Annotated in this window: 15 protein-coding genes and 4 tRNA genes; 9 read left to right on the forward strand and 10 right to left on the reverse strand. The window is 71.5% G+C overall.

From position 1 onward, the window contains the following. The first annotated feature begins 135 nt into the window (after positions 1-135). A complete protein-coding gene (locus MJ604_RS17440) occupies positions 136-1,584 on the forward strand; it encodes a glycine hydroxymethyltransferase (RefSeq protein ID WP_243059801.1) in 1,449 nt (482 codons plus the stop codon). Positions 1,585-1,681: 97 nt separating this feature from the next. Beyond that, complete coding sequence (locus tag MJ604_RS17445) at positions 1,682-3,064, forward strand: cation:dicarboxylate symporter family transporter (protein WP_243059802.1); 1,383 nt, start codon at positions 1,682-1,684, stop codon at positions 3,062-3,064. Here MJ604_RS17445 and MJ604_RS17450 read toward each other — a convergent pair. Together MJ604_RS17450 and MJ604_RS17455 are read right to left on the reverse strand one after the other, a co-directional pair. After that, positions 3,028-3,765 (reverse strand): trans-aconitate 2-methyltransferase, encoded by a 738-nt coding sequence (locus MJ604_RS17450; protein ID WP_243059805.1) that lies wholly within the window; start codon positions 3,763-3,765, stop codon positions 3,028-3,030. The genes MJ604_RS17445 and MJ604_RS17450 overlap by 37 nt on opposite strands. 69 nt (positions 3,766-3,834) lie before the next feature. Further along, a complete protein-coding gene (locus tag MJ604_RS17455; protein WP_243059807.1) occupies positions 3,835-5,481 on the reverse strand; it encodes an acyl-CoA dehydrogenase family protein in 1,647 nt (548 codons plus the stop codon). Between the two features lie 17 nt (positions 5,482-5,498). On the opposite strand from MJ604_RS17455, the gene MJ604_RS17460 reads away from it, so the two are divergent. From MJ604_RS17460 to mmuM, 4 genes are all read left to right on the forward strand, one after another. Further along, positions 5,499-6,479, forward strand: coding sequence for a YihY/virulence factor BrkB family protein (locus tag MJ604_RS17460; RefSeq protein ID WP_243059809.1), 981 nt, complete (start codon positions 5,499-5,501; stop codon positions 6,477-6,479). A 10-nt stretch (positions 6,480-6,489) separates the two neighbouring features. Beyond that, positions 6,490-7,590, forward strand: coding sequence for a TrkA family potassium uptake protein (locus MJ604_RS17465; RefSeq protein WP_243059810.1), 1,101 nt, complete (start codon positions 6,490-6,492; stop codon positions 7,588-7,590). Between the two features lie 97 nt (positions 7,591-7,687). Beyond that, positions 7,688-9,712 carry an ATP-binding protein gene (locus tag MJ604_RS17470; RefSeq protein ID WP_243059812.1) on the forward strand — a complete coding sequence of 675 codons (2,025 nt, stop codon included), beginning with the start codon at positions 7,688-7,690 and terminating at the stop codon, positions 9,710-9,712. 345 nt (positions 9,713-10,057) lie between these two features. Beyond that, positions 10,058-10,942 carry a homocysteine S-methyltransferase gene (mmuM, locus tag MJ604_RS17475; RefSeq protein WP_243059814.1) on the forward strand — a complete coding sequence of 295 codons (885 nt, stop codon included), beginning with the start codon at positions 10,058-10,060 and terminating at the stop codon, positions 10,940-10,942. On the opposite strand, the gene MJ604_RS17480 is transcribed toward mmuM, so the two are convergent. From MJ604_RS17480 to MJ604_RS17490, 3 genes are all read right to left on the reverse strand, one after another. Beyond that, positions 10,925-11,404 carry an HPP family protein gene (locus tag MJ604_RS17480; protein WP_243059816.1) on the reverse strand — a complete coding sequence of 160 codons (480 nt, stop codon included), beginning with the start codon at positions 11,402-11,404 and terminating at the stop codon, positions 10,925-10,927. The genes mmuM and MJ604_RS17480 overlap by 18 nt on opposite strands. Positions 11,405-11,474: 70 nt before the next feature. Next, the gene (locus MJ604_RS17485) at positions 11,475-12,266 is read right to left on the reverse strand and encodes a PIG-L deacetylase family protein (protein ID WP_243059818.1); all 792 of its coding nucleotides are present in this window, start codon (positions 12,264-12,266) and stop codon (positions 11,475-11,477) included. Between the two features lie 9 nt (positions 12,267-12,275). Further along, positions 12,276-14,039, reverse strand: a complete 1,764-nt coding sequence (locus MJ604_RS17490) for an alpha/beta fold hydrolase (protein ID WP_243059820.1) — start codon at positions 14,037-14,039, stop codon at positions 12,276-12,278. Between the two features lie 481 nt (positions 14,040-14,520). Here MJ604_RS17490 and MJ604_RS24340 point away from each other — a divergent pair, with 481 nt between their 5' ends. Beyond that, positions 14,521-15,912, forward strand: a complete 1,392-nt coding sequence (locus MJ604_RS24340) for a class I SAM-dependent methyltransferase (protein ID WP_243059822.1) — start codon at positions 14,521-14,523, stop codon at positions 15,910-15,912. A 291-nt stretch (positions 15,913-16,203) separates the two neighbouring features. On the opposite strand, the gene MJ604_RS17500 is transcribed toward MJ604_RS24340, so the two are convergent. From MJ604_RS17500 to MJ604_RS17510, 3 genes are all read right to left on the reverse strand, one after another. Next, positions 16,204-16,278, reverse strand: a tRNA-Val gene (locus tag MJ604_RS17500). Between the two features lie 18 nt (positions 16,279-16,296). Continuing rightward, positions 16,297-16,367: transfer RNA gene (locus MJ604_RS17505), tRNA-Cys, on the reverse strand. Positions 16,368-16,399: 32 nt separating this feature from the next. Continuing rightward, positions 16,400-16,472 (reverse strand) — tRNA-Gly (locus tag MJ604_RS17510). A gap of 123 nt (positions 16,473-16,595) precedes the next feature. Between MJ604_RS17510 and MJ604_RS17515 the strand changes: the two genes are divergently transcribed. Continuing rightward, entirely contained in the window at positions 16,596-17,417 is an 822-nt protein-coding gene (locus tag MJ604_RS17515; protein ID WP_243059823.1) for an aminotransferase class IV, read from the forward strand. Here MJ604_RS17515 and MJ604_RS17520 read toward each other — a convergent pair. Next, positions 17,403-17,834, reverse strand: coding sequence for an SsgA family sporulation/cell division regulator (locus tag MJ604_RS17520; RefSeq protein ID WP_243059824.1), 432 nt, complete (start codon positions 17,832-17,834; stop codon positions 17,403-17,405). The genes MJ604_RS17515 and MJ604_RS17520 overlap by 15 nt on opposite strands. A gap of 92 nt (positions 17,835-17,926) precedes the next feature. On the opposite strand from MJ604_RS17520, the gene MJ604_RS17525 reads away from it, so the two are divergent. Further along, a tRNA-Val gene (locus MJ604_RS17525) sits at positions 17,927-17,998 on the forward strand. A 51-nt stretch (positions 17,999-18,049) separates the two neighbouring features. Here the strand turns inward: MJ604_RS17525 and MJ604_RS17530 are convergent. Next, complete coding sequence (locus MJ604_RS17530; RefSeq protein WP_243059825.1) at positions 18,050-18,580, reverse strand: hypothetical protein; 531 nt, start codon at positions 18,578-18,580, stop codon at positions 18,050-18,052. Between the last annotated feature and the right edge of the window lie 29 nt (positions 18,581-18,609).

The following is an 18,609-nucleotide window of genomic DNA, read 5'->3' on the forward strand; positions in this document are numbered from 1 at the left end:
AATACCATGATGTGAGATGCCTATTCAATATTTGAGACGAGGAGCCGCATGCCCGCGCTCAGGAGCGGAACGCCTGCGGCCCAGGTCACATTCCCAGTGCGGTGCGAGCGGTTCCGCGGCAATAGCATGAGCGGCATGAGCGACCAGCGCATCGACTCCCTGACCAGCAGCGCCTACCAGCAGGCTCTCGAGGTGATCGCCTCGGTCGAGCCGCGGATCGCGGAGGCCACCCGCCAGGAGCTCGCCGACCAGCGAGGTTCGCTCAAGCTCATCGCCAGCGAGAACTACGCCTCGCCCGCCGTGCTGCTCACCATGGGCACCTGGTTCAGCGACAAGTACGCCGAGGGCACGGTCGGGCACCGCTTCTACGCCGGCTGCCAGAACGTCGACACCGTCGAGGCGCTGGCCGCCGAGCACGCCCGCGAGCTGTTCGGCGCCGAGTACGCCTACGTCCAGCCGCACTCCGGCATCGACGCCAACCTCACGGCGTACTGGGCGATCCTGGCCCACCGCGTCGAGGGCCCCTGGATCGAGAAGGCCGGCGTGAAGAACATGAACGACCTCTCCGAGGCCGACTGGGAGAAGCTGCGCCACGAGCTCGGCAACCAGCGCCTGCTGGGGATGTCGCTCGACGCCGGCGGTCACCTCACGCACGGCTTCCGCCCCAACATCAGCGGCAAGATGTTCCACCAGCAGCAGTACGGCACCGACCCGGAGACCGGGCTGCTCGACTACGACGCGCTGCTCGCCAAGGCGCGCGAGTTCAAGCCGCTGATCCTGGTCGCCGGCTACTCGGCGTACCCGCGACGGGTGAACTTCGCGAAGATGCGCGAGATCGCCGACGAGGTCGGCGCCACGCTGATGGTCGACATGGCGCACTTCGCCGGGCTGGTGGCCGGCAAGGTGTTCACGGGCGACGAGGACCCGATCCCGCACGCCCACGTGGTGACCAGCACCTCGCACAAGTCGCTGCGCGGCCCGCGCGGTGGCTTCATCCTCGCGACCGAGGAGTACGCCCCGAGCGTCGACCGCGGGTGCCCCATGGTCCTCGGCGGGCCGCTGTCCCACGTGATGGCCGCCAAGGCGGTCGCCTTCGCCGAGGCCCGGCAGCCGTCCTTCCAGGACTACGCCCAGCGGATCGCCGACAACGCCAAGTCGCTCGCCGACGGCTTCCTGTCCCGGGATGCGAAGCTCGTCACCGGCGGTACCGACAACCACCTCGTGCTGCTCGACGTCTCGTCGTTCGGTCTCACCGGCCGCCAGGCGGAGTCGGCGCTCCTCGACGCCGGTGTGGTCACCAACCGCAACTCGGTGCCCCAGGACCCCAACGGCGCCTGGTACACCTCCGGCATCCGCCTCGGCACCCCGGCGCTCACCACCCGTGGCTTCGGCCACGGCGAGTTCGACCGCGTCGCCGAGCTGATCGTGCACGTCCTGCAGAACACCCAGCCGGGCACCACGAAGGCGGGCGGGCCGTCGAAGGCGTCGTACTCCCTGGCCGACGGCGTGGCCGACAAGGTCCGCGACGCCTCGGGCGAGATGCTCGACAAGCACCCGCTCTACCCGGGTCTCGACCTGGCCTGAGCAGGCGGCGCCGCCGGGCACCCGGGGCGGAGCGTGCGGCGGTTACTTCCGGCGGGTGCCGGGTACTGGCCGCACGGTCTCACTCCCGGGAGGAACCATGACCGCCGTCGCTGACCGCAAGGACGCCGCCGCACCGCCGCCTCGGAAGAACCGCACCCACTGGCTCTACATCGCGGTGATCATCGCCGTCGGTCTGGGCATCCTGGTGGGGCTGCTGTTCCCTGACTTCGCCGTCGAGCTGAAGCCGCTGGGGGAGGCGTTCGTCGGGCTGATCACGATGATGATCCAGCCGGTCATCTTCTGCACGATCATCCTGGGCGTCGGGTCGGTGACGAGCGCGGCCAAGGTCGGCAAGGTCGGGCTCGGCGCGCTGATCTACTTCCTGGTGATGTCGACCTTCGCGCTGACGATCGGGCTCGTCGTCGGCAACATCGTGAAGCCGGGTGAGGGTCTCGAGCTCAGTGACGAGGTCACGGCCGCCGGGGCGGCACAGGCAGAGGAGGGCCACGCCAGCACCACGGACTTCCTGCTCGGGATCATCCCGGACTCGCTGTTCTCGTCGCTGACCTCCGGAGACGTCCTGCAGACCCTGCTGGTCGCGCTGCTGATCGGCTTCGCGCTCCAGCAGATGGGGGCGTCCGGGAAGCCGATCCTCACGGTGGTGGAGTACGCGCAGCGGCTGGTGTTCCGCGTCCTCGCGATGATCATGTGGGTCGCGCCGATCGGGGCCTTCGGCGCCATCTCGGCAGTCGTGGGGGAGACCGGGGTGGACGCCCTGCAGAGCCTGGCGATGCTGATGCTGGCCTTCTACATCACCTGTGCGCTGTTCGTGTTCGTCGTGCTCGGCACGGTGCTGCGCGTGTTCACCGGCATCAACATCTTCGCGCTGTTCCGCTACCTCGCTCGCGAGTTCCTGCTGATCCTCGCGACCTCGTCGTCGGAGTCCGCGCTGCCGCGGCTGATCGCCAAGATGGAGCACGCCGGCGTGGACCGGACGACCGTCGGGATCGTCGTACCGACCGGCTACTCGTTCAACCTCGACGGCACCGCGATCTACCTGACGATGGCCACGCTGTTCATCGCCGAGGCGATGGGCGACCCGCTCTCGATCGGCTCGCAGATCTCGCTGCTGGTGTTCATGGTGATCGCGTCCAAGGGCGCGGCCGGCGTCACCGGTGCCGGCCTGGCCACCCTCGCCGGCGGCCTGCAGTCGCACCGCCCCGAGCTGGTCGACGGCGTCGGCCTGATCGTCGGAATCGACCGGTTCATGTCAGAGGCGCGTGCTCTCACCAACTTCGCCGGCAACTCCGTCGCCACCGTCCTCATCGGCACCTGGACCGACGGTGTCGACCGGGAGCGGATGGACAAGGTGCTCGCCGGCGACCTGCCGTTCGACGAGACCACGATGCTCGACGAGCCCGCCGGCGAGCCGGTGGAGGAGCCTCAGAGCGCGACGGCGTCGATCTCCAGCCGCACGTAGTCGACCACCGGCTCGGTCATGGCGAGCCGCACCTCGGTGACGAAGGCGCCGCGGTCGGCCTCGGGCATGGCGTCCAGCTTCGAGCCGAGGACCACCGTCGCGAGGTAGCGCTCCAGAACCGCGTCGTCCTCGGGGCGGAACGGGTCGTCACGGAGCACGACCGAGCGCACCTCGAAGCCGGTGGCCTCGAGCCGCGCGCGGGTGTCGTCCTCGTCCGCGAACTCCCAGCCGTCGTGCTCGTTGCCGCTCACGCGGGCGAGCGCGTCGTTCACGATCGCGACGTTGCCCCGGCCGCCGCAGTCGGTGGTGAGCGTCGCACCGGGCTTCATCGCGGCGCGCAGGTTCGAGAACAGGAGCGTGTGGTCCTGGATCCAGTGGAACGCCGCCACGCTCATCACCGCGTCGACCGGCTCCGGGACCGGCAGCGGCCGCAGGAGGTCGGCGTGGAGCAGGGTCGCGCGGTCGCCGAGCCGGTCACGCGCCTGGTCGAGCATCTGCTGCGACCCGTCGATGCCGATCATCCGCACACCGGGCCACCGCTCGAGCAGCGCGGCGGCGTCCCGGCCGGTGCCGCAGCCCGCGTCGAGCACCAGCTCGTCGCCGCTCAGCCCCATCCGGTCCAGCACTCGTCGGCCCCACTCGACATGGGGGAGCTTCAGGGCGTCGTACGACGCGGCGTCCCACTCACGTGTTCCGGTCACGCGACGACCCTAGGAGACGGGTCGTCCGCCTGAGGGCTGCGTATTGCCAGTTGAGAGGCGGACGACCCGTCAGGCGACGACGGGGGTGGCGCGCTCGACGATCGCGTGGAGGTCGCCGCCGTCGAGGGCGCCGTACACGCCGTCGTACGACGTGCCGAGCCGGGAGGCGCAGAAGACGTCGGCCACCTCGGGCGGGCCGAAGCGGACCAGCAGCGAGCCCTGGAGGCACGCGGCCATCCGGCCGGCCAGCCGCCGGGCGTTGACCTCCATCGCGGCCGGGTCGCCCAGCAGCGACCCGATCAGCCCGAGGGTGTCCTCGATCGCGCGGTCGAGGCGTACGTCGCCGCCGCGCGCCTGGCCGACCTCGGTGATCCAGGCGTCCAGCACCTCCGGCTCGCGGCCGAGCGCACGCAGCACGTCGAGCGCGTTGACGTTGCCCGAGCCCTCCCACACCGAGTTCAGCGGCGCCTCGCGGTAGAGCAGCGGCATGCCGGACTCCTCGACGTAGCCGTTGCCGCCGAGGCACTCGAGCGCCTCGGCCACGTGGCCCGGCGTCCGCTTGCACACCCAGAACTTCGCCAGCGGCAGCGCGATCCGGCGCAGCGCGGCCTCGTGGGGGTCCGTGCTGTTGTCGACGGCGGCGGCGAGCCGGATCGCGAGGGCGGTCGCGGCCTCGGCCTCGACGGCGAGGTCGGCCAGCACGTTCTGCATCAGCGGCTTGTCGGCGAGCAGGGAGCCGAACGCGGAGCGGTGGGCGGTGTGCCAGGTCGCCTCGTTGACCGCGCGCCGCATCAGCGAGGTCGAGCCGAGCACGCAGTCGAGCCGGGTCGCGGCGACCATCTCGATGATCGTGCGCACGCCGCGGCCCTCGTCGCCGAGCCGGTGCGCGACGGTGCCGTCGAACTCGAGCTCCGACGACGCGTTGGACCGGTTGCCGAGCTTGTCCTTGAGGCGGACGACGTCGAGCCGGTTGCGGCTGCCGTCGGGGAGCACCCGCGGCACCACGAAGCAGGTCACCCCGCCCGCGGCCTGGGCCAGCACCAGGAAGACGTCGTTCATCGGCGCCGACGTGAACCACTTGTGCCCGTGCAGCGTGTACTCGCCGTCGACGGAGGTCGGCCGCGCCTCGGTGACGTTGGCGCGGACGTCGGAGCCGCCCTGCTTCTCGGTCATGCCCATCCCGGCGAGCGCGCCGAGCTTGCCGGAGGCGACCCGCAGTCCCGGGTCGTACGTCGTCGAGGCGAGCAGCGGCGTCCACTCCTTGGCCAGCGCGTCGTCGACGCGCAGCGCGGGCACCGCGGCGTACGTCATCGAGATCGGGCAGCCGTGCCCCGGCTCGGTGTGCGACCAGGCCATGAAGCCCGCGGCGCGGCGTACGTGCGCGTGCGCGGCGTCCGACTCCCACGGCGCCGCGGCGAGGCCGTGCCCGACGGCGCGCTGCATCAGCCAGTGCCACGAGGGGTGGAACTCGACCTCGTCGACGCGGTTGCCGTACCGGTCGTAGCTCACCAGGCGCGGGTGGTGCTCGTTGGCGAGCATCCCGTGCTCACGGGCCTCCGCGCTGCCGGCCTCGGCGCCGATGCCGGCCAGGTCCTCGACCACCGACTCCGACGCGTGCCGGGTCACGGCCTCGACCAGCGCCCGGTCGCCCGTGACGATGTTGTGACCAACGAGGAGCGGTGCCTGGTTCGTGGCTACCCGGATGTCTGAACCCATGCGCCTACGGTAGATCCATGGCCGAGGCGGACGGAGTGGAGAGGGCGCACGAGTCCTCCGACTCCCCGTTCGTCGCCTGGCTGCGCAACGCGCGCGAGCTGATCTGGCGGCTGATCGTCACGACCGTCGGCTCCTGCCTGAAGTACCGCGTCACCGGCCTCGCCGCCGAGGCGGCGTTCTTCGCGGTGCTCTCGGTGCCGCCGCTGATCTTCGCGATGGCCGGCGCGATCGGCTACGTCTCCGACCAGTTCTCCGCCGCCCAGGTCGAGGACGTCCGGACCGCGGTGATCGACCTGTCCGGCCGCGCCCTGACCGAGAACGCCGTCAACCGGATCATCACGCCGACGATCGACGACGTGCTCGAGGGCGGCCGCTTCGACATCGTCTCGCTCGGTTTCGTCCTGGCCCTGTGGTCGGGCTCCCGGGCGCTCAACGTCTTCGTCGACACCATCACGATCATGCACGGGCTCGGCGGGCACCGCGGGATCGTCAAGACGCGGGCCCTGTCGTTCTCGCTCTACCTCCTGGCGATGGTGTGCGGCGTGATCTCGGTGCCGCTCGTGGTCGCCGGACCGAGCCTCGTCGAGGACTGGCTGCCCGAGCGGCTCGACTTCCTGATGGCGTTCTACTGGCCGATCGTCGTCGCGGTCTGCATCTGCTTCCTCGCGACGCTCTACCACGTGTCGGTGCCGGTGAAGACGAACTGGAGCTTCAACCTCCCGGGCGCGACGTTCTCCCTCTTCTGCTGGATCGTCGGGTCGTACGTCCTCCGGTGGTTCCTCACCGTCACCTCGACCGACTCGCGCTCGATCTACGGGCCGCTCGCCGCGCCGATCGCGGTGCTGCTGTGGCTCTATCTCGTCTCGATCGCGGTGCTGATCGGCGCCGCCGTGAACGCCGCGTTCGACACGGTGTTCCCGCAGCAGCGGACCATGCTGGCAAGACTCGAGCTCGTGCAGCGGCTGCGTCGCATCGGCGTCCGCCCGGACAACCACTAGATTCACCACCGTGCCGGACCAGTCGAGCGACCTCAGCCAGAGGCAGGTGCGTGGGCAGCTCGCACTGCCGGAGAGCACCGTCTCGCCATGGTGGCAGCTCGGCCGTCGCCTGCTGCTCGCGTTCGGCATCCTGGCGGCGACCGTCATGATCGTCTTCCTCGACCGCGACGCGTACGCCGACAACAACGACCCCACCGGCCAGGTGGGGCTGATCGACTCGATCTACTACACGACGGTCACGCTGAGCACGACCGGCTACGGCGACATCGCGCCCGTCGAGGCGCACGCCCGCATGATCAACGCGTTCATCATCACGCCGCTGCGCATCGCGTTCCTGGTGCTCCTGATCGGCACCACCCTCGAGGTACTCGCCTCGCAGGGCCGCGAGATGTTCCGGAACGCCCGATGGAGGAAGAACATGACATCCCACGTGGTCGTCATCGGCTACGGCACCAAGGGCCGTGCCGCCGTCGACACCCTCGTCAACAACGGGCACGACCGGGAGCACATCGTCGTCGTCGACCCCGGCGGCTCGGCGCTCCAGGAGGCGCACGCCGACGGGCTGGCGGTCGTCACCGGCGACGCGACCCGTCGTGACGTGCTCCGCCGCGCCGGGGTCGCCGATGCGCGCCAGGTCATCATCACCACCGACCGCGACGACACGAACGTGCTCGCGACGCTGACCGTGCGCCAGCTCAACCCCGACGTCTGGATCGTCGCCGCGGTCCGCGAGCAGGAGAACGTCGCGCTGATGCGCCAGTCCGGCGCGAACTCCGTGATCACCTCCTCCGACGCCGTCGGCCGGCTGCTCGGCCTGTCGTCGCTCTCGCCGACGCTCGGGTCGGTGATGGAGGACCTGCTGACGTACGGCGAGGGCCTCGAGGTGGCCGAGCGCGACCTGCTGGTCACCGAGGTGGGCAAGCAGCCCCAGACGCTGCCCGACCAGGTGATCGCGGTGGTGCGCGACGAGCGCGTGTACCGCTACTTCGACCCGGTGGTCACCCAGCTCGCGCGCGGCGACCGGCTGATCGTCGTACGCCCCGCCAAGGAGCTGCCGTGGGCACCGCGCCCCGGCACCCACGACGAGCAGCTGTCGACCGACGACGCGTAGCGGCCGTGTTGCGCGGCTGCGGGCCGGTCGGGCACTAGCCTGCTGCCATCGGGTGGGGGCCTGAACGGAGTTGGGGATGCCGGGAGACCGGGCAGCAATGCGTGGGCGGCTGCATCCAGCCGCGACGGTGGGCTTCGCCGCGCTCTATCTCGCGTTCGCCCTGCTGAGCCGTGAGGCACCTGGAGCGGGCTTCGACTCGGTCGCGCGCCCGGCCGGCGGGATCGCCGTCCTCTGGCTGCTGCTGCGCCAGCCCGGCATCGTCGGGATCGACACCGTGCTGCTCACCGTGGTGGCGTACGCCGCCAACAGCGTCACCGGAGCCGACCCCGAGATCGCGGCGCTGCTCACCGCGACCAACGTCGTGCAGTCCGTCCTCGCGGTGGTGCTCCTGCGCCGCTGGTGTCCCGCGGTGTGGGGCTGCGGCGGCACCCGGCCGCTGGACCGGCCGCGCGCGCTGGCGCCGTACGTCGCCGCCCTGACGCTGGCGCTCGGAGCGGGCGCCGTCCTCGCGACCGTCGGGGTCACCGCGATCGAGGGCGGGCACCTGGCGCCCGAGGGACTGCTCTGGTTCGGTCGCAACCTGTGCAGCGGGCTCATCCTGGTCACGGTCGGGCTGCTCCTGGGCCAGCGGCTGTCCGCGCCCCGGCCGCGCCCGCGCCTGCTGGGTGACGCCGGGGTGCTGGAGCTCCTCGCGGCGACCGTCTTCACGGTCGCGTCGTACGGCGTCGCCTTCACCCTCGAGGACGTGCCGCTGGCGTTCGTGCTGCTGGCTGCCACGGTGTGGTTCGGGCTGCGCTTCTCGACCCTGCTCAGCGCGCTGCACTCCTTCGTGATCGGCCTCGCCACGCTGTCGCTGACGGCGAACGGCGTCGGTCCGTTCGCGGTCGTCGAGCGGGCGGACCTCGGCTACCTGGTCGCGCAGTTCTACGTGGTGGCGATCTCGGTCACCGGGCTGATCCTCGCGACCGGCCGCGACGAGCGGCAGGCGTTGTCCGCCCAGCTGCGCCGCAGCCAGGAGGACGCGCTGTACGAGGCCAGCGTCCGCGACGCGGTGATCGGCTCGATCACCGAGGGCCTGATCGTCGTCGACGAGACCGGCGAGCTGCTGATCCAGAACGGCGCCGCGAGCGCCCTGCTCGGCGACGGCGCCGCCCCGCTGACCACCGAGTCCCGGCTGGTGATGAGCAGCTGGTCGGTCGACGGCGCCGAGCTCGACGAGAGCCAGCGCCCGACGGCGCGGGCGCTGCGCGGCGAGACGGTCCACGGCGCCGAGGTCGTGATCAGGGTCGAGGGCCTGCCGGAGCGGGTGCTGAGCATCTCGGGCATCCCGCTGCCGCGCGACGAGATCCGGCGCCGGGCCCGCGCGCTGATGATCTTCCGTGACGTGACCGAGGAGCACGCCCACCGCAAGGAGCTGGCGTCCTTCGCCGGCGTCGTCGCCCACGACCTGCGCAACCCGCTCGCCGCGATCGACGGCTGGACCGAGATGATCGCCGACGAGCTCGACGCGGGGGAGCTGGACCCGCAGACCGCCCGCGAGTTCGTGTCCCGGGTGCGGTCGTCATCGCGCCGGATGCGCGAGCTGATCCGCGACCTGCTCGCCCATGCCACCAGCGGCTCGCGCGACCTCGACGTCCGTCCCGTCGACGTCGGTGCCCTCGTCGCCGAGATCGCCGCGGCCCGGCACGCCGAGGACCGCATCACCTGCGGGCCGGTCCCGGCAGTGCTCGCCGACCCGGTGCTGATCCGGCAGGTCGTCGACAACCTGATCGGCAACGCCCTGAAGTACGTCGCCCCGGACGTGGTGCCCGAGATCTCGGTGCGCGGCCGGCGGTCCGGCTCTCGCCTCGTCACGATCCACGTCGCCGACAACGGGATCGGGATCCCGGCCACAGAGCGCGAGCGGGTCTTCGACGAGTTCCACCGGGCGCACTACCGCGACTACGAGGGCAGTGGCCTCGGGCTGTCGATCGTGCGCCGGATCGTCACCCGTCACGACGGCACGATCGTCGCCCGGGCCAACCCCGCGGGCCGCGGCACGCTGTTCGAGTTCACGCTGCCGGCGTACGACGAAGCCGCCGCGCAGGTCGCCGCGCACGCCGGTGCTCATCCCAAAGGGTGAGCCCCGTCGCGCTGCCCGGAGCGCACGCTGGCAATGCCCGAGCGGCCGCGTCCGCCCCGTCCACGGGGGCCGGGACGATGATGCGGCCGCCGGGCACCACTCGGCGTCGTGCGGGATCGCGATTTAGTGCGCTTCCTGCAGTTTCTTGCAACCCGACCCGCGCGAGCCGTCTCGTGCTTACAGTCGTGGTAGACCACGTCGGGAGCCTGAGAACCCCGGCGCGGTTCTTCTCCGGGACCACGGAAACCCGGGGGACGTAACGTTGACGGGGAGGTGGCCCGAGGTCGTCGCTGCCCTCGGGCCCTCCCTGTCCTCGCCGCACCATGCGGACGCCATGATGGCTCCGTGGACCTCGCAGCGCTGACCCGACCGATCCTCCTCGACGGCGGGCTCTCGACCGCGCTCGAGCAGCAGGGCGCCGATCTCTCCGGCGAGCTCTGGACCGCGCGGCTCCTCGCCGACGAGCCCGAGCGGATCGCGGCTGCTCACCGCGCCTACTACCGCGCCGGGGCCCAGGTGGCGACGACCGCGAGCTACCAGGCCAGCCTGGAGGGCTTCGCCGCGCACGCCGACCCCGCCGGCCTCATCACGCGCAGCGTCGCGATCGCCCGGGAGGTCCGCGACTCGTTCGACGACCCGGCGCTGCTCGTGGCGGCCTCGGTCGGACCGTACGGCGCGTTCCTGGCCGACGGGTCGGAGTACCGCGGCCGCTACGGCGTCCCTGGCTCCCGGCTGCGCGACTTCCACGCCCCGCGCCTCGAGCTGCTCGCCGCCGCCGGCCCGGACCTGCTCGCGGTGGAGACGATCCCGGACGCCGAGGAGGCCGAGGTGCTCGTCGGGCTGCTCGACGACCTCGGCGTGCCCGCCTGGCTCAGCTACTCCGTCCGTGGTGACACCACCTGTGCCGGGCAGCCGCTCGCGGACGCCTACGCCGTGCTCGCCGGCTCCCGGACGGTCGTCGCGGCCGGCGTGAACTGCTCGGAGCAGGACGACGTGCTCGGCGCGGTGACCGCCGCCGTCGCCGCCACCGGCCGCCCCGCCGTCGCGTACCCGAACCGGGGTGGCAGCTGGGACGCCGACGCGAAGGCCTGGGCGTACGGCGACCCGGTCGACCTCGACCTGGTCGACGGCTGGGTCTCGGCCGGAGCGCGCCTCGTCGGCGGCTGCTGCGGCACCGGGCCGGCCGACGTCGAGGCTATGGCCGCGCGGGTCTCAGGACTTGCGGGCTGACAGGCACTCCTCGCCGATCAGGCCGTCGAGCTCGGAGGCCATCGCCTCGTCCTGCTTGACCAGGGCCTTCACGACGTCGCGGCGGCTGATCACGCCGACGAGCTGACCCACCTCGTTCAACACGGGCAGGCAGGTCGCGGAGGCGGCGACCATCGCCTCGACCGCGGTCGCGATGTCGTCGCAGGCGCGGGCGCAGACCGCGTCGCGCGTGTAGACGTCGCCGACGATGCGCGACTGGAACTGCGGGTCGATCACCACGCCGGGGTGCTGGTCGTCAGGGTCGTGGGCCACGGCGCCGCGGATCAGGTCGACCTCGCTGACGATCCCCAGGAGCCAGCCCTGGTCGTCGACCACGGGCATCGACGTGACGCCGAGGCGCGCGAGCGCGGAGAGCGCGTCGTCGAGATGGGTCCCCGGGTGCAGCGTGGCGGGAGCGGGTGTCATCAGGTCGTGGACGAGCATGCCTCCAGCATCGGCGGCGGCGCCTCCGGCGCCCAGGGTGTTGCGTCCTGTATTCGGAGGACCAACGTCCTTATTCGTCGGCGGCCAGGACCTGGGCGGCCGCCTGCATGGCCTCCATCGCGATCGCGGGCGGCGCGTGGAAGTCGAACGCCCGGAAGAGCACGGCGTGCTGCACGCCCATCCGCCGGCCGTTGAGCGCCGTGATGCCGGTGATCATCATCCGCGGCGGCGGGTGTCCCGGGATCCCGGCGAGGTACTCGCGGTGCGCCTCCAGGGACGCGATGCCGCGCTGGAGCGGCTCGCCGGTCACGTCCACGCCGTGGGTCGGCCGGTCGTCGCCGCCGACCAGCAGCCACCGCGGCGACCAGGGGTCCAGCCCCTCCTCGAGCAGCTCGGTGAACACCCACCGGTTGCCGGCGTCGCGAACCGCGTCCACCGCCGCGATACCCGCGGCCCGGTGGTCGGCCTGGTTCAGGCCCGCGACGAACTCGACCTCCCACGACCCCACCACCACGGCGTCCGGCCGGAACCGGCGGATCGCCCGGGCGATGTCGCGCCGCATCTCGAGCGAGTAGACGAGCACGCCGTCGGGGTGGTCGAGGAAGTCCACCTGCGACACCCCGACCGCGTGCGACCCCGCGACCTGCTCGCGCACCCGCAGCTCCGCGGTCTCCGCGGGGGAGAGGGCGTCCATCCCGGCCTCGCCGTGCGTCAGCAGCAGGTAGGCCACCTCGACGCCCTGGCTCGTCCACGCCGCGACGGCCGACGACGTGCCGTACTCGACGTCGTCCGGATGGGCGACCACGCACAGCACGCGCTGGAAGGCGTCGGGCGGGAACGGCGGCAGGACTTCCGCATCCATCCTGTGAGGCTAGCGGCTCGTGACGTGGCTGGTCACGGTCCCGGCGTAGCGGTCCCAGACGACCCGGCCGCTGACCGCGAGGTCGTCCACCAGTCGTACGTCGCGCAGCCGGAACCGCACCACGTCGCCGCCGGAGTAGCGCCAGGTCCCGCCGCGCAGGCCGACACCGTGGCCGGAGTAGTTGTTCCACCAGCGGTCGATCACGTCGGCGACGGTGGCCTCGACGGTCCTGGCTCGGCCCAGGTCGGCGACCCGCCGCGGGAACACGCCCAGCGCAGCGACCGGAGGAACCCGGCCCGCGCAGGTGCCCGCGTCCTGCGCGGGATGACGGACGAACCGGCGTACCAGCTCACTGGCGCAGCCGTCGGTGTCGCCGAGCGCGGTCACGTGGAAGCTGTTCGGCACCACGACCTGCTCGGCGTCCGGGAACTGCCCCACGATCAGCGCGCCCTCCGCCGGTGTCGTGATCGAGTCCAGCTCGCCACTGAGCACCAGCACGGGCACGTCGGGGTACGAGCCGCCGGGCGGGAGCACCGGGCCGGCCGGGTTGTCGTCCGGAGCCACCGGCCAGCGGGTGCACCAGTCCAGCATCTGCCAGTCGGAGGCGGCGTACTCACGGACCGTGAACGGCGCGTAGGTGCCGGGGTGGGTGCGAGTGCGGCGGGCCAGGGCGGCGGCGTACTCCTGCTCGCGATCCCGGGGGACTGCGGTCATGTCGTAGAGCTGCGGGTAGTCGTGGCACGCGACCGCGGCGTCGAGCCCCTCGCTGTAGGCGCGCGGGCTGCCGGCGTCGGTGCCGCCGCCGAGCGCCTCCGCGACCAGGCGGAGCAGGGGAGCGCGGTCCCCGCGCAACCCGGAGCGGAGCGCGGCCGTCATCTCCCGGTAGAACGCCGGGCCGTACGTCGCGCCGAAGGCGACCGCCGCCAGGCTCTCGGCGTCGACCGCGACCCGCGTCCGGCGGCCGTCGGCGTCGTACGACGTGCCTCCCCAGGGTCGCTCCCGGACCCGGTCCAGCACGCGCCGGATCGTCGCCCGCCACGGCGCGCCCGCGTCGCGGCACTGCGGCGAGCGCTCGCACACGACCGTGAACGCGTGCCGCATCGCCGGCCCCTGGGTCGCGTACCACCCGTCCTCGCCGTACGTCGGGTACGCGCCGTCGAGCACCACGCTGCGGACCAGGCCCGGGTGTCGTCCGACGAAGACCTGCTGGAAGAACGTGCCGTAGGAGTCGCCGTACACGTCCAGCGGACCGAGCTCGAGCGCCTCGGCGACCGCCGCGAGGTCGTCCGCCGAGAGCGCGGTCGTGTAGTCGTCGGCTCGCTCGCCGAGGCTGCGTCCGCACCGGCCGGCCGCGCGGTGGTACTCGGTCCGCAGGTCCTGCAGCGCCGGGCAGTCGATCGGCTGCGAGCGCCCGGTCCCGCGCTGGTCGACCAGCAGCAGGTTGCGCCGGTCGAGGAGGCCGCCGTACATCCCCATGAAGTAGTCCACCGACCCGGTCGTGCTGTAACCCGGCCCGCCCTCGTGCGGGACCAGCGTGCCCAGCGCCGGCCGATCCGCGTCGCGCGGCGGTACGAGCACGAACCCGACCTTGACCGTCCCCTCCTCGGGGCGACCCGGCTCCCACTCGCGGCGGATCGACCCGCACAGGGCGCGCGGTGCCAGGTCGCACCGGTGGAGCGTGAGGCTGCCGACCGGCGCAGGATCACTCGCCGCGGCCGGGGTCGTGGGCGCGAGGAGAGCCAGGACGAGAACGAGTCCGGCCGCGCGCGCCATGAAGGGATACAAGCACAGGAGCCGCCCTGGCTCGGGTCGCCGGAGCGATTGGCGGTGCGGCTCGCCGAGCGCTCGCTTGCCCCTCGGGGTTTGCTGGGGTGTGCTGTCCGGTGAATGCCGGGTGTCCCCAGCGTTGCGCTGACATGGCCACCAGGTTCCTCTGATTCGGGAGTAGAGATTGTTCAGTCGAGCTCGTCGTCGCAGGTCACCTCGGACCGGACCCTCGCCCCGGGTCCGCGTCAGCGGGATGGTCGAGGCGTTCACCGAGCACGACGTACGCGGGTGGGTGTCGGTCCCGGCCGACAGCCCGCCCACCGAGGTCGAGCTGCGGTTGGGCTCGATGACCGTGAGCACGACGACGGCGACTCCGGATGGCGCCATGTCTGCCAGCGGGAAGGCCAAGGGCTCACCGACGCCCTCGTTGCCGCCGCCGAAGGGGGACCGGAGACACAGCAGGCAGCAGATCCGTACGTTCACCTTCGTGATCTCCCAGCTGTGGGACTACGCACCCAAGGGGACGCCGCTGCGGGTCGTGACCGACTCGCAGGTCCTCCCCATCCACGGGCACGGCATGTTCCTGCGAGCCCCCAGGTCCGGGAGCCAGACGCCACAGGACCTGCAGAAGCGCTTCGACGAGGGTCATCTCCTGGGGCGCACGGGCCTCGTGCAGGTCTCCAAGGGCCTCGACGAGGAGTGGCAGTCCGCGGTCGGCTCGCTCTACGAGTCGACACGTGCCCTGCTCGCCGACACGTTCGGCTACGACCTGTTCATCACCTACGGGACCTTGTTGGGAGCGGTTCGCGAAGGCGGCTTCCTCGCGCACGACAACGACTACGACGCGAGCTTCGTGAGCTCGGCGACCACCGGGCCCGAGGCAGCCGACGAGCTGGTGAAGATCGCGAAGATGCTGATCGCCGAGGGGTACCGCGTGGGAGCGATGGGCGGCGGGCTGCACGTGGTCGACCCGGCTCGGCCCGACCATCGCATCGACATCTTCCACGTCTACTTCGACGCCGACGGCGTGCTGCAGCACCCGTTCGGCTATGCCGGTGAGTCGCAGATCACCACCGCGGACTGGAAGGGCACGCGCGAGATCGAGTTCGTGGGGCGTACGGCGTTGGTACCGGTCTGCGCAGAAGAGCTGCTGGCCACCTTCTACGGCGACGACTGGCGTCGACCGAAGACGGGCTTCCAGTGGAACGTCGAGAAGCGCGGCAACGACCGGACCGGCGTGATGACCCCGCCGCGGATCACCGACGTCTACTGGGCCGACTACTACGCTCACCACGGCCACGCCGAGGCGTCGTCGTTCGCGCACTTCGTGCACGACCGCCTGGGCCCGGACTCGGTCACCGTGGTCGACATCGGTTGTGGCGACGGTCGGGACTCGATCTTCTTCGCGACGCGCGGGCGGCAGGTCCTGGGCCTGGACCGTGCGGGCGTCGCGATCGAGCACGCCCGCGAGAAGGCGGATCAGGCGGACCTCGCCCAGGCGCGTTTCGAGGTGTGCGACCTCTCCGACGGGGCCAGGCTCGCCGCGGTGCTCAGCGAGGACGACGGGCGTCCCCGGGTCTTCTACAGCCGCTTCGTGCTGCACGCCATCGACGCGCGGACCCAGGACGCGCTCCTGGACTCGATCGGCGCTCAGGTGCGGTCCGGCGACCTGTTCGTCGCCGAGTTCCGCACCGACAAGGACGAGGAGCTGGTGAAGGCGCACCCCCAGCACTTCCGCCGGTACCAGAACGCCGCCGAGTTCCTGGCCGATCTGCGCGGGCGAGGCTGGGAGATCGACTACGACGTCGAGTCGGCCGGCCTGGCGCCGTGGGGCGACGAGGACCCGGTCCTGTGCCGGGTGATCGCTCGTCGGCCCTGACGCGACTGGAGGAGCCGCCCTCCGGGAGAGGGCGGCCCCGTCTTGTTGCAGATGCTGGTGGGCGATCCTGGGGGTGAACCAGTGACCTCGTCCGTGCGAGGGCAGAGCCGCGCTGCCACGGTGGTAGCAAGCCAAAGAGCCGCCCTCCGGAGGAGAGCGGCTCTGCTGGTGGGCGATACTGGGTGTGAACCTGCGACCACTTCCGTGCGAAGGCAGAGCCGCGCTGTCACGGTGGTAGCAAGCGAAAGAGCCGCCCTCCGGAGGAGAGCGGCTCTGTCTTGTTGCAGATGCTGGTGGGCGATACTGGGTTTGAACCAGTGACCTCTTCCGTGTCAAGGAAGCGCGCTACCACTGCGCCAATCGCCCGGGTCTTGATTTATTGAGAGGTGGGTACGGGATTTGAACCCGTGTACACGGATTTGCAGTCCGTTGCCTCGCCTCTCGGCCAACCCACCAACGGAGGCCAAACCAGGGAGAGACCTCTCCGAGCGGACAACGAGACTCGAACTCGCGACCTCAACCTTGGCAAGGTTGCGCTCTACCAACTGAGCTATGTCCGCCTGCGCTCCGTCCGGTGTCCCGGTCGGCGTGCGTGAGAACAGTAGCCGATGCCCCAGACCATGCAAAATCGACCCCCGGAAGGCGCGTCGCCCCGCCTCCCAGCGCACTTCTAGAGTGACCGCATGCGTGCGTGGATCAACGGAGAGCTCCTGTCCGATGCGAGTGCTGCGGCGGTCCCGGTGACCGACCACGGCCTCACGGTGGGGGACGGGGTGTTCGAGGCGATCAAGGTCGTCGACGGTCTGCCGTTCGCCCTCGACCGGCACCTGGCGCGGCTCAGCCGCTCGGCGGCCGGCCTCGGCCTGCCGGAGGTCGACGAGGACGCCGTACGACGTGGGCTGGCCGCGGTGCTCGATGGCGAGCCGCTGGAGCTCGGGCGGATCCGGATCACGTTCACGGGCGGTCCCGCACCCCTGGGGTCGGGTCGCGGCGACGCGGCGCCGACGCTGATCGTGGTCGCGGACGTGATGCAGCCGTGGGCCGACTCCACCCCGGTCGCGACCGTCCCGTGGCCCCGCAACGAGCGTGGAGCGCTGGCCGGGCTGAAGACCACGTCGTACGCCGAGAACGTCGTCGCGCTCGCCGAGGCGAAGTCGCGCGGGGCGACCGAGGCGATCTTCGCGAACCTCGCCGGGCACCTCTGCGAGGGCACCGGCTCGAACGTGTTCTACGTCGTCGACGGGGAGCTGCGGACCCCGACCCTCGCCAGCGGCTGCCTCGCCGGTGTCACCCGGGCGCTGATCCTGGAGTGGTACGGCGGTCGCGAGGTCGACGAGCCGATCGAGGTCGTCGAACGGGCCAGCGAGGTGTTCCTGGCGTCGACGACACGCGACGTGCAGCCGGTCTCGCGCTGGGACGACCGGGAGCTGCCCGTGCCCGGCCCGGTGACCGCGGAGGTGCAGGACGTGTGGCGGCGTCGTGAGCCGGAGCTACTGGGGCTCTGACTGCCGCGTGATCGCCTCGACCAGCTGGTCGAGGTCCATGGCCTCGGTCCCGGACGGCACCAGCGCCTGCGTGCGGGTGAGGAACCGGTAGAGCTCGTGGGTGCGCAGCTCGGTGACCAGGTGGCCGTCGGGGGAGCGCAGCTCCATCACGACCGCGGCCCGGCCGCCGTCGTCGATGCTCGGCCACAGCTGGATGTCGCCCTCGCCGGCCGGGTCGGTGAGACCGCGGACCAGCAGCTCGCGCGCGACCAGCCAGCTGACCTCCTCCTTGGGGCCGCGGAAGGTGATGCACACCGCCCACGGGTCGGCCGGGTCGTACCCGAACGACGCGGGGAGGTCCACGCTGCGCCCACGCGCGTCCAGGCACTGGAGCACGAGCTCCTGGGACAGGACGTGGGCCTTCGGCTGCTGGTTCACGTGGTGGAGACGGACGAGCAGGCGTTCCGTGACGCGACCCTCGAATGTGATCTCGCCGAGCTCGTAGGCTAGAGTCTGCGACCGCAGTTCCCGGGCGATTGGCGCAGTGGTAGCGCGCTTCGTTCACACCGAAGAGGTCACTGGTTCGAACCCAGTATCGCCCACCGGAAACAGCCAAGAGCCGCACGCATCAGCGTGCGGCTCTCTGCTTTCCCTCAGCCCCCCGTCGAACGGGCGTCGAGCTGCGCCACGAGCGTGTCGAGGACCGCGAGCGCGGGCTTCGCCACCTCGCCACCGCCGGCCTGGCTGTTGAAGAGCGGCAGGTCGAGGACGGTCCCGTCGAGGAAGCCGACCTGGTACGCCTCGGTCCACGTCAGGCTCTCGTCGCCGCTCCCGGGGCGGTGGTGCTGCACCGCCAGCTGCGCGGTGTCGATGCTCTGGATGTGGTCGAGCCCGCGGGACCACACGCTGACGTCGTCACAGGACTGGTCGGCGGACTCCGAGGACCAGATCTCACCCGGGAGGGCCTTGGACGCTCGCCCGTGGACCAGCGCCCTGTTCGTGACCAGGACGACCGCCCACTCGGTGCGGTCACCGTCCTGGAGGCAGGTGGCGACCGCCGACGTCACGCGGTCCACGCTGCCCGCCAGGCGCCGCAGCGGCCGCCACAGCACCTTCGGCGCGATCTTGCCGGTGACCGGGTCGGTGAGGAGTTCCAGCTTCTGCTCGGTGGCCGCATCGCTCATGCCGACGATGGTCGCAGCCGTTCGCCACC

Source organism: Nocardioides sp. SR21 (genome assembly GCF_022761125.1).
GTDB lineage: Bacteria > Actinomycetota > Actinomycetes > Propionibacteriales > Nocardioidaceae > Nocardioides.

Bases quoted from the DNA above. Each gene is read 5' to 3' on its own strand.
- MJ604_RS17440 (WP_243059801.1), top strand. From the start codon at position 136: ATGAGCGACCAGCGCATCGACTCCCTGACCAGCAGCGCCTACCAGCAG.
- MJ604_RS17445 (WP_243059802.1), top strand. From the start codon at position 1,682: ATGACCGCCGTCGCTGACCGCAAGGACGCCGCCGCACCGCCGCCTCGG.
- MJ604_RS17455 (WP_243059807.1), bottom strand. From the start codon at position 5,481: ATGGGTTCAGACATCCGGGTAGCCACGAACCAGGCACCGCTCCTCGTT.
- MJ604_RS17460 (WP_243059809.1), top strand. From the start codon at position 5,499: ATGGCCGAGGCGGACGGAGTGGAGAGGGCGCACGAGTCCTCCGACTCC.
- MJ604_RS17470 (WP_243059812.1), top strand. From the start codon at position 7,688: ATGCGTGGGCGGCTGCATCCAGCCGCGACGGTGGGCTTCGCCGCGCTC.
- MJ604_RS17480 (WP_243059816.1), bottom strand. From the start codon at position 11,404: ATGCTCGTCCACGACCTGATGACACCCGCTCCCGCCACGCTGCACCCG.
- MJ604_RS17485 (WP_243059818.1), bottom strand. From the start codon at position 12,266: ATGGATGCGGAAGTCCTGCCGCCGTTCCCGCCCGACGCCTTCCAGCGC.
- MJ604_RS17490 (WP_243059820.1), bottom strand. From the start codon at position 14,039: ATGGCGCGCGCGGCCGGACTCGTTCTCGTCCTGGCTCTCCTCGCGCCC.
- MJ604_RS17515 (WP_243059823.1), top strand. From the start codon at position 16,596: ATGCGTGCGTGGATCAACGGAGAGCTCCTGTCCGATGCGAGTGCTGCG.
- MJ604_RS17530 (WP_243059825.1), bottom strand. From the start codon at position 18,580: ATGAGCGATGCGGCCACCGAGCAGAAGCTGGAACTCCTCACCGACCCG.